The following is an 11,427-nucleotide window of genomic DNA, read 5'->3' on the forward strand; positions in this document are numbered from 1 at the left end:
CCGGGCGGGTTATTCCGCCTCGGTCCCTCCGGGGCCGCGGCGGAAGGTGGTGTTGTGGCAGTTGGAGCACGGGGGGATGCGGCCGACCCGGGTCATGTGCAGCGGATGGCCGCACTTCTTGCACAGCAGCTCGCCCGGGCCGGTGATCTCGCCGGTATGCCACTCGCCCATCACCTGGGCGCGCGCGGTCAGTTCGGTGATCTCGATCCGGGTGCGGTCGGCGATCCGCTCCAGGGCGTTCTTGATGCCGGCCTCGATCAGGCCCAGATCGATCTGCAGCCAGCCGCGCCAGTCAGAGCTGCGACTGTCCAGGTAGGCGCCGAGGTCCTGCAGGTCGCGGCGCAGGTAGTCCATCACCTCGTGGGCCTCTTCGCGGGTCAGGTCGCTGGCCTTCTGCACACGGTCGCGGGCGTTCTCCAGGGCCTCGGTGATGGCCTTGCTGGTCTTGTCTTCCAGTTTCTCGAGGTCCTCGGTGACCTCGTTCAGCATGCGGTGATAGGCATCGCTCAGGCGCGATTCGCGCTCCTGATCCTTCTGTTCTTCGCTCATCGGCCTCTCCTTTGCGAGCGTAGATGGTGGCGTGTCCCTAACGTTAGCACGAGCGCGGGCCCCCGGAGCCCGCGCCCCGGGGACGACCGCGCTTGGCCTGTCGGAGCTCAGCTTGCCTCGACCATATCCCGGTAGCCATGCCACATGGCGAAACCCAGCCACGGGAAGATCACGATCAGGGCCAGCAGGCCGGTTGCGATCGACACCATGAACAGGGCCGTGATGATCAGGGCCCACAGAATCAGGGTGCCCGGGTTGTGGTTGAAGGCCTTCAGGCTGACACCAATGGACTCGATCAGGCTCTTTTGCGGGGCATCGGCGCGCACCCGGTGATCCAGGAGGGCCGGGATGGTCGCCAGGCTCAGGGCGAAGACCACCAGCCCGAACACGATGGCGGCCAGCACGACCCCCACCAGCGAGATGATCCCGGCGCCGCTGCCGAGCATCGCACCCACCAGATGGTGCAACTGCCCCATCATGGCGAGTTCGCCGATGTTGAGGACCGCGATCCACATCCACACGAAACTGGCCCAGATCACGAACAGCACGGCCAGGAGCGCGGCAAAGCCCCAGATCGATCCGCCCAGGGTGCCCAGCCAGCCGAGTCCGGCACCGCCCGGCTCGCCGCGTTCCTTCTGCAGCGCCAGGTAGTTCACCCCCACCGCGAGTACAGGGCCGAGCAGCAGGATGCCGGCGAGGAAGGAAAAGGCCATCCACGGCTGGTTCCACGACAGGCCCAACAGGACCAGGCTGGCCAGCGCAATCACCAGGCCGTGTACGAGGGCCACCGGCGTCTTCCAGAGGTCGCGCCAGCCCTTGCCGAGCCAGGTGCCGAGGTCCTCGGGCGCGACTTCACGGATCGCGGGCGAGTCGGTCTCGGGCGTGTGTTCGGGATGGGTCTCGCCCAGATCCTCCGGGTAGGCCCGCTGCACAACGGGGATCTCGTCCTTCTCGTGCATGTCCTTCCTCCTTGGAACGTCAGGTTCAACGTTTCCGGTTGCTTTACCCAGTGAGGCAGTCCGGGCCGGGGGCATGTTCCTGAATTGACGTGACGCGGTTCACAGGCCGCCGGTGATCCGGGTGTCCCTCCGGATCTCTGCCCTGCGCCGCGCGAGGCTGCGGGGCGCTGTTTCCCTTGGAGGGGGTGGGGGGCGCTGGTATTCTGCGCAGTTCTTTGTTTTCGGCGATCAGGACAGGTGAGGCGCATGCAGGAGCACTATTCCCCCGAGGCGGTCGAGGCGCAGGCACAGCGCCAGTGGGAGGAGGCCGACTGCTTCCGCGCGCGCGAGGACGCCGCCGGCGAGCCGTTCTACTGCCTGTCCATGTTCCCCTACCCCTCGGGCAAGCTGCACATGGGGCATGTGCGCAACTACACCATCGGTGACGTGATCGCCCGCTTCCAGCGCATGCAGGGCAAAAGCGTGCTACAGCCGATGGGCTGGGATGCCTTCGGCCTGCCGGCGGAAAACGCGGCGATGCAGAACCACGTCCCGCCGGCCGCGTGGACGCGCCAGAACATCGAGCAGATGCGCACCCAGCTCAAGCGCCTGGGCTTTGCCTACGACTGGTCGCGCGAGTTCGCGACCTGCGATGCCGACTACTACCGCTGGGAACAGTGGCTGTTCGTGCGCCTGCTGAAGAAGGGCCTGGTCTATCGCAAGAAGGCGACCGTGAACTGGGACCCGGTGGACCAGACCGTACTCGCCAACGAGCAGGTGATCGAGGGCCGTGGCTGGCGCTCCGGCGCGCTGGTCGAGCGCCGCGAGATGCCGCAGTGGTTCCTGCGCATCACCGACTACGCCGACGAGCTGCTGGAGGCCCTGGACGACCTCAACGGCTGGCCGGACCAGGTGCGCACCATGCAGCGCAACTGGATCGGGCGTTCCGAGGGCGTGGAGCTGGAGTTCGCGGTGGATGGCGGCGAACCGCTGACCGTCTATACCACGCGTCCGGACACCCTGTTCGGCGTCTCCTACATGGCGCTGGCCCCGGAACACCCGCGGGTGCAGGCGCTGGCGGAACATGATGCCGAACTGGCTGCGTTCGTCGCTGACTGCGCGCAGGGCGGGGTGGCCGAGGCCGATCTGGCGACCATGGAGAAGAAGGGTCGGTCGCTGGGCTTTACCGCCCGCCATCCGCTGACTGGTGCGGAGGTCCCGGTCTGGGTCGCCAACTTCGTGTTGATGGAATACGGCACCGGCGCGGTGATGGCGGTGCCGGCACACGACGAACGCGACCACGAGTTCGCGACGAAATACGACCTGCCGATCTGGCAGGTGATCGCCCCGGCCGACGGTACCGAGTGCGACGTACAGGCCGCGGCCTTCACCGATCCCGGTGTGCTGGTGAACTCCGGCGACTTCGACGGGCAGGCCTCCGAGGCGGCCAAGGCCGCGATCGCCGAACACCTGGAGCAGGCCGGGCTGGGCCGGCGCCGGCGCAACTACCGCCTGCGCGACTGGGGCATCTCGCGCCAGCGCTACTGGGGCTGCCCGATCCCGGTGATCCACTGCGACGACTGCGGGGCGGTGCCGGTGCCGGAAGCCGACCTGCCGGTGCGCCTGCCGGAGGACGTGATCCCGGACGGCGCCGGCTCGCCGCTGGCGCGCATGCCGGAGTTCTTCGAGGCGACCTGCCCGGAATGTGGCAAGCCGGCACGGCGCGAGACCGACACCTTCGACACCTTCTTCGAATCCAGCTGGTACTTCGCCCGCTACGCCTGCGCGGACAACGACACCGCGATGCTGGACCCGCGCGCCGATCACTGGTTGCCGGTGGACCAGTACGTCGGCGGTATCGAGCATGCGGTGCTGCACCTGCTGTACGCGCGCTTCTTCCACAAGCTGCTGCGCGACGAGGGCCTGGTGGCCTCCGACGAGCCATTCACCCGGCTGCTGACCCAGGGCATGGTGATCGCGCCGACCTTCTACCGCGAACGCGGTGACGGCGGGAAGGACTGGATCAACCCGGCCGATGTCGAGCTGGAACGCGCCGAGGACGGTTCGGTGAAGGCCGCGCGCCATCGCGAGGACGGCCAGCCGGTCGTCGTGGGCGGTATGGAGAAGATGTCCAAGTCGAAGAACAACGGCGTGGACCCGCAGGCCCTGATCGAGCGCTTCGGCGCCGACACCGCGCGGCTGTTCACCATGTTCGCCGCACCGCCGGACCTGTCGCTGGAGTGGTCCGACTCCGGCGTCGAGGGTGCGCAGCGCTTCATCAAGCGCCTGTGGCGGGCGGTGCACGAGCACGTGAACGGCGATGCCCCGGCTGCGCTGGACGTGGACGCGCTGGACGACGCCGGGCGCGAGCTGCGGCGCAAGCTGCACGACACCATCGCCAAGGTCACCGACGACATCGGCCGGCGCCAGACCTTCAACACGGCGGTGGCCGCGAACATGGAGCTGCTGAACGACCTCGGCAAATTCCCGAAGGATTCGCCCCAGGCTCCGGTAGTGCGCCAGGAGGCCCTGGAGGGCATCGTGCGCATGCTGGCGCCGATCACCCCGCACGTGACCGAGACCCTGTGGCGCGCGCTGGGCCATGACGAGCTGGTCGCGACCACCGCCTGGCCGACGGTCGACGAGGCCGCGCGCCAGGCCGCACAGGAGACCCTGGCGGTGCAGGTAAACGGCAAGCGCCGCGCCGAGATCGCGGTCCCGGCCGGCGCCGACAAGGACGCCATTGAGAGTGTTGCCCGCAACGACGAGAACGTGCAGCGCCATCTCGAGGGCCACCATGTGGTCAAGGTGATCGTGGTCCCGGGCCGGCTGGTCAACTTCGTGGTGAAGCCGCAATGACCGCCCTGCTGCGCGCCGCGCTGGTCCTGGTGCTGGTGGCCGCACTGGCCGCCTGCGGTTTCCAGCTGCGCGGTAGTGGCGAGTGGCCGGAGGCGCTGCAGCCGGTGCAGATCACCGGGATCAATGCGCGTGACTCGCTGTACCGCGAGCTGGCCGTGACCCTGGGCTCCGCCGGCGTGGAGATCGTCAACCAGCGCCCCGAGGGGCAGGGCGCGATCCTCGAGATCCGCTCGGTCAACGACCAGCGTCGCACCCTGTCGGTGACCGAGGCGGCGCGGGTTTCCGAGTACGAGCTGGTCCGCACGGTCGAGGTCCGCCTGCGCCCGGTCGACGGCGAAGCAGTGGACCTGGGGCCGCTGCGCGCCTCGCGCATCTACCTGTTCGACGGGACCGCCGTGCTCAGCCGTGGCGAGCGCGAGGCCACGCTGCGCGAGGCGATGGACCGTGACATCGTGGGTCAGCTGCAGCGCCGGATCGCGGCACTGACCGAGCCGGACGGCCGCCTGCGCGAACCGGCGGAGGAGCCGGCCCCGTAATGGCGCTGGATATCGCCCGCCTGGAGCAGGATCTCGCCCGGGGGCTGGCGCCGATCTACCTGCTGCTGGCCGAGGAGCCGCTGCAGGCGATCGAGGCGGCCGACGCGATCCGCGCGGCCGCCCGCGAGCAGGGCTTCCTCGAGCGCACGGTGCTGGACCTGACCGCGCAGTCCGACTGGGGGCCGTTCGAGGCCGCGATCCGCGACCGCTCGCTGTTCGCCGAGCGCACGGTGCTGGACCTGCGCCTGGCCACCGGCAAACCGGGCAAGACCGGTGGCGACCACCTGAAGGCCTATGCCGGCGATCCGCAGGACGACCTGGTGCTGTTGCTCCAGTTGCCGCGTCCCGACCGCGATATGCGCCGGGCGGCCTGGTTCAAGGCCCTGGAAAACCGTGCGGTGGTGATCCATGCGCGGCCGGTGCCGCCGGCCCAGCTGGGCAGCTGGATCCGAGCGCGCCTGCAGAAGAACGGGCTGCGCATCACCGACCCGGCGCTGGCGCTGCTGGTCGCGCGGGTGGAGGGCAACCTGCTGGCCGCGCGCCAGGAGATCGAGAAGCTGGCGCTGGCCGGCGTGACCGAGATCGACGAGACGGTGCTGGCGGAGGCCACCACCGACGCCGCGCGTTTCGAGTTGTTCGCCCTGGCCCCGACCGCGCTGCGCGGCGATGTCCGCCACGCGTTGCGCATGCTGGAGGGCTTGCTGGAGGAGGGCCAGGCGGAGCCGCTGATCCTGTGGGCGCTGGCGCGCGAATGCCGGCTGCTGGTGCAGGCGATGGAGCGCAAGGCCGCCGGCGCGCCCGACAAGGAGGCCTTCCAGGGCAGCTTCGGCGACAGCCAGAAGGCCCTGCGCCAGGCGATGTCGCGACTGAGCCTGACGCAGGCGCGGGGCCTGCTGGCCGAGGCCGCGCGCGTGGATCGCGTGATCAAGGGTCAGGAAAACGGCAATGCCCGGCAGGGGTTGCTAGACTTGGTGGCCCGTATGGCGGGGCGCCCGCTGACCGTGGCCGCACCCGCCCTGAACCCGGAACGAGTCTGACCGCATGAACGCTGCCGTGAACCCCACCGAATCCGTAGCCGACGATGTGATCGCCCAGGTCGAGGCGCTGGGCCGTGCCGCGCGCGTGGCCTCGCGGCGCATGGCCGAGGCCGAGCCGGGCGCGAAGAACGCGGCCCTGCACGCGATCGCCGAGGGCATCGCCGCGCGCCGTGCCGAACTGGCGGAGGCCAACAGCCGCGACCTGGAGGCGGGACGCGAGCGCGGCCTGGACGCCGCGATGCTGGATCGCCTGGCGCTGACCGATGCCCGCATCGACACCATGATCGAGGGCTGCCGCCAGGTGGCGGGCCTGCCCGATCCGGTGGGCACCATCTCCGACATGGCCTATCAACCAAGCGGCATCCAGGTCGGCCAGATGCGCGTGCCGCTGGGCGTGATCGGCATCATCTACGAGTCGCGCCCGAACGTGACCATCGACGCCGCCGCGCTGTGCCTGAAGTCCGGCAACGCCGCGATCCTGCGCGGCGGCTCCGAGGCCCTGCACTCCAACCAGGCGCTGGCCGCGATCATCCAGGCCGGGCTGGAGCAGGCCGGGCTGCCGCGCGAGGCGGTGCAGGTGGTGCCGACCACCGACCGCGCGGCGGTGGGCGCGCTGCTGCGCATGCCGCAGTACGTGGACGTGATCGTCCCGCGCGGTGGCAAGGGCCTGATCGAACGCGTCAGCAACGAGTCGCAGATCCCGGTGATCAAGCACCTGGACGGCGTCTGCCACGTGTACGTGGACGGCGGGGCCGATCTCGACAAGGCGCTGGCGGTCGCGGTGAACGCCAAGACCCAGCGCTATGGCACCTGCAACACCATGGAGACGCTGCTGGTGCACGCGGATCAGGCCGAGGCCTTCCTGCCGCGCCTGGCGACGGCCCTGGCGGAACATCAGGTGAGCCTGCGAGGCTGCGCGCGCACCCGGGCCATCCTCGCGCACACCGGGACGGACATCGCCGAGGCCACCGAGGACGACTGGGTGGCCGAATACCTGGGGCCGATCCTCGCGATCCGCGTGGTCGACGACCTCGATATGGCGATGGACCACATCAATACCTATGGCTCGCACCATACCGACAGCATCGTGACCGAGGACTACACCCGGGCCCGGCGCTTCCTGCGCGCGGTGGACTCCAGCTCGGTGATGGTGAATGCCTCCACCCGCTTCGCCGACGGCTTCGAGTACGGCCTGGGTGCGGAGATCGGCATCTCCACCGACAAGCTGCACGCGCGCGGCCCGGTGGGCCTGCACGGGCTGACGACCCTCAAGTACGTGGTGTTCGGCGACGGTCATGTGCGTGGCTGAGAAAGACGCGCGATTGGATCAGCGTCTCTCTGGGGCACGCCCGGCGTGATCGGGATCCTCGGCGGCACCTTCGATCCGATCCACTTCGGGCATCTGCGTCCGGCGCTGGAGATCCAGCAGCATCTGGGCTTGGAACGGGTACACTTCATCCCCTGCCACGTGCCGCCGCATCGCGCGAGCCCGGGCACCGGCAGCGACGACCGGCTGGCGATGGTGGAGAGTGCCATCGCGGACGTGCCGGGGTTTGTGGCCGATCGCCGTGAACTGGATCGCGAAGGGCCGTCCTACACCGTCGACACCCTGCTCAGCTTCCGCGAGGAGCTGGGGCCGGAGGCACCGCTGGTGCTGATCATGGGCATGGACGCCTTCGCCGGCCTGCCGTCGTGGAACCGCTGGAAGCAGATCTTCGATCTGGCGCATATCGTGGTCTCGCATCGTCCCGGCAGCCCGGCCTCGCAGGATCTGGGGGGCTGGCTGGGTAATGCCGCAACCCGCGACCCGGCGGTGCTGCGCAATGCCCCGGGCGGGCGGGTCTATTTCCAGCCGGTGACCCAGCTCGATATCTCCGCCACCGCGATCCGGGATGAACTGCAGGCCGGGCGCAGCCCGCGCTTCCTGCTCCCCGGCGCCGTCAATCGCTACATCCACGACCGCGGCCTGTACCGGGCCGTGTCGAACCGCAATCACGGGATATGACCGACAGCATGAACAGTGAACAACTCCTGGAGCTGGTGACCACCGCTCTTGACGACATGAAGGCCCAGAACATCCGCAGCATCGACGTCCGCGGCAAGACCACGCTGGCAGACTACATGGTGATCGCCTCCGGGACCTCCGGGCGTCACGTGCAGTCCACCGCGGAGTCGGTGGCAATGAAGGCCAAGGAGGCCGGCATCCAGCCGCTGGGGGTCGAGGGCCAGGAGAGCCAGGAGTGGGTGCTGGTGGACCTGAACGACGTGATCGTCCACGTGATGCTCCCGGAGACCCGCGACTTCTACAACCTGGAAAAGCTCTGGCTGGCCGAGGAGGCCGCGGATACCGAAAAGGCCGCGCCCGAGGACCCCAGCCTGGAGCGCGTCCGCCGCCTGCGCGGCTGACCGGGGCGCGCCGCCATGCGCCTGGACCTGATTGCGATCGGCAAGCGCATGCCCGACTGGGTGGCGGCCGGGTTCGACGAGTACGCCGGTCGTCTGCCGCGCGAGCTGAACCTGAACCTGCAGGCCCTGGCCGGCCCCTCCGGGGCCAAGTCCATGGATACGGCCACGCTGCTGCGGCGCGAGGGCGAGATCCTGCTGAAGGCCATCCCCGAGGGCGCCCGCGTGATCCTGCTGGACGAGCGCGGCAAGGGCGTGGACACCAGGGGCGTCGCGCGGCGCCTGGCGGACTGGCAGCAGGACGGGCGCGATGTCGCGCTGGTGATCGGCGGGGCCGCGGGGCTGGATGAGGCCGTGCGCACCCGTGCAGAATGGGCCTGGTCGCTGTCGCCGCTGACCTTCCCGCACATGCTGGTGCGGGTGCTGGTCGCCGAGCAGCTCTACCGCGCCTGGTCGCTGCTGAACAACCACCCCTACCACCGCGCGTGACGCCCGTGGCCCATCCGCTGCTGCTGGCCTCCGCATCCCCGCGCCGCCGCGAACTGCTGGAGCAGATCCAGCTCGCCTACGAGGTGGCCCCGATGGACGTGGACGAGACCCCACGCCCGGGCGAGTCCCCGGAGGCGCTGGTCGAACGCCTCGCCATCGCCAAGGCCGAGGCGGCCATCGCGTGCGGCATCCCGGGGCAGTGGGTGCTGGCCGCGGATACCGTCGTCGCGGTGGGCGACGAGGCCCTGGGAAAGCCCGCGGATTGCGCCGATGCCGAGGCCATGCTGCAACGCCTTTCCAGCGGGGAGCACCGGGTGGTATCCGGCATGGCGCTGGGCCGGCCCGGTGCATCCATGCGGGCGCGTACCGTGACGACCCGCGTGCGCATGCGCCCGCTGACGTCATCCGACATCGAGGCCTACTGGGCGACCGGCGAGCCGCGTGGCAAGGCCGGCGCCTATGCCATCCAGGGCCGCGGCGCCGCCTTTGTCGAGTGGATCGAGGGGTCCTACACCAATGTGGTCGGTCTGCCCCTGTTCGAGCTGGAGGCCTGGCTGCGCGAGATTCCCGATCCGCCACCGCGCGTCTGAACCGCCGCCGTCAGCGTCCCTTTACTGGATGTTGTGGTGCTCCAGCGGGTAGCCGCGTTCCTTGAAGTAGCGGTAGCGGGCGCGGCCCGCCTCGCGTTCCGACTCCTCGCCACCGACGATATCCGCGACCCGCTCGAAGCGCCCGCAGTACTCCGGCACCTCCGGCGCCAGGTTGATCAGCACATCACAGCGATCCGACGGGGCATGGGCCTCGTGCAGGGAGACCGGGACGTCCGCATCGCGCACGTCGGTGCTGTGCGGCAGGAACGCGGTGTCCTCGAAGGTCCACAGCCACTCGTCCAGCGTGCGCGTCAGCTCCGGCGAGCCGGTGTGGATGTGCACGCGATGGCCCTGGCCGCTGGCCTTTTTCGCCAGGCGGCAGGTGAAGCGCAGGCGCGCCTCCGGGGCCGGGTCCTGCAGCAGGTAGAAGCTGACGTGGGTCATCCGCGCCCGACCCGGATCAGGCCTGGTCGAGCAGGTAGCGCATCAGCATCGGCACTGGGCGGCCGGTCGCGCCCTTCTCCTTGCCGCTCTTCCAGGCCACGCCGGCGATATCGACATGCGCCCAGGTGTAGTCCTCGGTATAGCGCGACAGGAAGCAGGCGGCGGTGATGGTGCCGGCCGGACGCCCGCCGATATTGGCCATGTCGGCGAAATTGCTCTTCAGCTGTTCCTGGTACTCCGGCCACAGCGGGAGCTGCCAGCCGCGATCGCCGGTCTCCTCGCCGGCAGCCAGCAGGCCCTTCGCCAGGCGCTCGTTGTTGCCCAGGATCGCCGCGCCCTGATGGCCCAGCGCGATGATGCAGGCCCCGGTCAGGGTGGCGATGTCGATGACCACCTTCGGCTTGTAGCGCTCGACCCAGGTCAGCGCATCGGCCAGCACCAGGCGGCCCTCGGCGTCGGTGTTCAGGATCTCGACGGTCTGCCCGGACAGGGTGGTGACGATGTCGCCCGGGCGCGTCGCGCGGCCATCGGGCATGTTCTCGGCACTGGTGACCACGCCGACCACGTTGACCGGCAGCCCCAGCTCGCAGCAGGCCTCGATCACCCCGAACACGCTGGCGGCGCCGCACATGTCGTACTTCATCTCGTCCATCTCGGCGCCGGGCTTCAGCGAGATGCCGCCGGTGTCGAAGGTGATGCCCTTGCCGACCAGCACCACCGGGGCGTCGCCCTTCTTGCCGCCGGAGTACTCCATCGCGATCAGGCGCGGCGGGCGCTCGGAACCCTTGCCGACCGCCAGGATGGCGCCAGCCCCGAGCTTCTCCAGGTCCTTCTCGTCCAGGACCGTGGCCTTCAGCTGCTTGTATTGCTTCGCCATCTCGCGGGCGGTGTCGGCCAGGCTCTCCGGGTAGCAGACATTCGGCGGGGTGTTGCCCAGGTCCTTCGCGCGGTTCACGCCGGTGGCGATCGCCGCGGCCTCGGTGCAGGCCTGCTTCGCGGCCTCGGCGTCCTTGCGTTCCACGCACAGCTGGATCTTGTCCAGCTTCACCGGGGTCGTCTTCTCCTTGCCCTTGAACGGGGTGAAGCGGTAGGCGGTATCCGAGATCGCCGCGACCAGGGTGTGCACCACCCAGGCGATGTCCTTGCCGCGCGGCTGGAAGTCCGCGACCGCGATCGCGGCGCTGGTGGCCGGGCGCTCGACCAGTGCGGCGGCCAGGGCCTGCGCCGCCTTGCGCGCGGCGCGGGCGTCGAAGTCCTTCTTCGCCCCCAGGCCGATCAGGAGTGCGCTACCCTTCCCCTGATTGCCTGGGCTGCCACCGCCGGGCAGCAACAGCCGGCTGCCGGCCTCGCCATCCATCTCGCCGGCCTTCAGCAGTGCCGCGATCTCGCCGTCGCGCGCGGCATCCAGGGCGCTGGCGCCCGCGGCCGGCTTGCGCTTGTGATTGATGCCGGCGGCGCGGATCCCGGCGCGGGGTTTGTCGAGGGTCGAGGTGGTGACGGAGAATTGCATGAATGCCTCCCGAAAATGAGTTCCATCATGGTACCAGCGCCACGCGGCGACCGACCACGCGCCGCGCGGGCC

Annotated in this window: 12 protein-coding genes; 8 read left to right on the plus strand and 4 right to left on the minus strand. The window is 69.6% G+C overall.

Annotated features, from left to right (window positions below; genetic code table 11):
* Window positions 1-9: 9 nt before the first annotated feature.
* Both C996_RS0101440 and C996_RS0101445 read right to left on the minus strand, forming a co-directional pair.
* Window positions 10-549, minus strand: coding sequence for a zinc ribbon-containing protein (locus tag C996_RS0101440; RefSeq protein ID WP_018865696.1), 540 nt, complete (start codon window positions 547-549; stop codon window positions 10-12).
* Between the two features lie 107 nt (window positions 550-656).
* Window positions 657-1,508, minus strand: coding sequence for a DUF2189 domain-containing protein (locus C996_RS0101445; RefSeq protein WP_018865697.1), 852 nt, complete (start codon window positions 1,506-1,508; stop codon window positions 657-659).
* 246 nt (window positions 1,509-1,754) lie between these two features.
* Between C996_RS0101445 and leuS the strand changes: the two genes are divergently transcribed.
* The 8 genes from leuS to C996_RS0101485 are packed head-to-tail and all read left to right on the plus strand — an operon-like array spanning window position 1,755 to window position 9,401.
* Window positions 1,755-4,346, plus strand: a complete 2,592-nt coding sequence (gene leuS, locus C996_RS0101450; protein WP_018865698.1) for a leucine--tRNA ligase — start codon at window positions 1,755-1,757, stop codon at window positions 4,344-4,346.
* Complete coding sequence (lptE, locus tag C996_RS0101455; RefSeq protein ID WP_018865699.1) at window positions 4,343-4,882, plus strand: LPS assembly lipoprotein LptE; 540 nt, start codon at window positions 4,343-4,345, stop codon at window positions 4,880-4,882. The genes leuS and lptE overlap by 4 nt, the downstream gene beginning before the upstream one ends.
* A complete protein-coding gene (holA, locus tag C996_RS0101460) occupies window positions 4,882-5,919 on the plus strand; it encodes a DNA polymerase III subunit delta (RefSeq protein ID WP_018865700.1) in 1,038 nt (345 codons plus the stop codon). The genes lptE and holA overlap by 1 nt, the downstream gene beginning before the upstream one ends.
* 4 nt (window positions 5,920-5,923) lie before the next feature.
* The gene (locus C996_RS0101465; protein ID WP_018865701.1) at window positions 5,924-7,228 is read left to right on the plus strand and encodes a glutamate-5-semialdehyde dehydrogenase; all 1,305 of its coding nucleotides are present in this window, start codon (window positions 5,924-5,926) and stop codon (window positions 7,226-7,228) included.
* A 45-nt stretch (window positions 7,229-7,273) separates the two neighbouring features.
* On the plus strand, window positions 7,274-7,924 hold the full coding sequence (nadD, locus tag C996_RS0101470) for a nicotinate-nucleotide adenylyltransferase (RefSeq protein WP_018865702.1): 651 nt from the start codon (window positions 7,274-7,276) through the stop codon (window positions 7,922-7,924).
* An 8-nt stretch (window positions 7,925-7,932) separates the two neighbouring features.
* Entirely contained in the window at window positions 7,933-8,325 is a 393-nt protein-coding gene (rsfS, locus tag C996_RS0101475) for a ribosome silencing factor (protein WP_026279156.1), read from the plus strand.
* A gap of 15 nt (window positions 8,326-8,340) precedes the next feature.
* Window positions 8,341-8,811, plus strand: a complete 471-nt coding sequence (gene rlmH, locus C996_RS0101480) for a 23S rRNA (pseudouridine(1915)-N(3))-methyltransferase RlmH (RefSeq protein ID WP_018865704.1) — start codon at window positions 8,341-8,343, stop codon at window positions 8,809-8,811.
* Window positions 8,808-9,401 (plus strand): nucleoside triphosphate pyrophosphatase, encoded by a 594-nt coding sequence (locus tag C996_RS0101485; protein WP_196799337.1) that lies wholly within the window; start codon window positions 8,808-8,810, stop codon window positions 9,399-9,401. Before rlmH ends, C996_RS0101485 begins: the two co-directional genes overlap by 4 nt.
* Before the next feature lie 21 nt (window positions 9,402-9,422).
* Here the strand turns inward: C996_RS0101485 and C996_RS0101490 are convergent, their stop codons facing one another.
* Together C996_RS0101490 and C996_RS0101495 are read right to left on the minus strand one after the other, a co-directional pair.
* Window positions 9,423-9,845 (minus strand): DNA polymerase III subunit chi, encoded by a 423-nt coding sequence (locus C996_RS0101490; protein ID WP_018865706.1) that lies wholly within the window; start codon window positions 9,843-9,845, stop codon window positions 9,423-9,425.
* A 16-nt stretch (window positions 9,846-9,861) separates the two neighbouring features.
* Complete coding sequence (locus C996_RS0101495; RefSeq protein ID WP_018865707.1) at window positions 9,862-11,355, minus strand: leucyl aminopeptidase; 1,494 nt, start codon at window positions 11,353-11,355, stop codon at window positions 9,862-9,864.
* Between the last annotated feature and the right edge of the window lie 72 nt (window positions 11,356-11,427).

The sequence above is a fragment of the Thioalkalivibrio sp. ALE25 genome, from assembly GCF_000377285.1.
Lineage (GTDB): Bacteria > Pseudomonadota > Gammaproteobacteria > Ectothiorhodospirales > Ectothiorhodospiraceae > Thioalkalivibrio.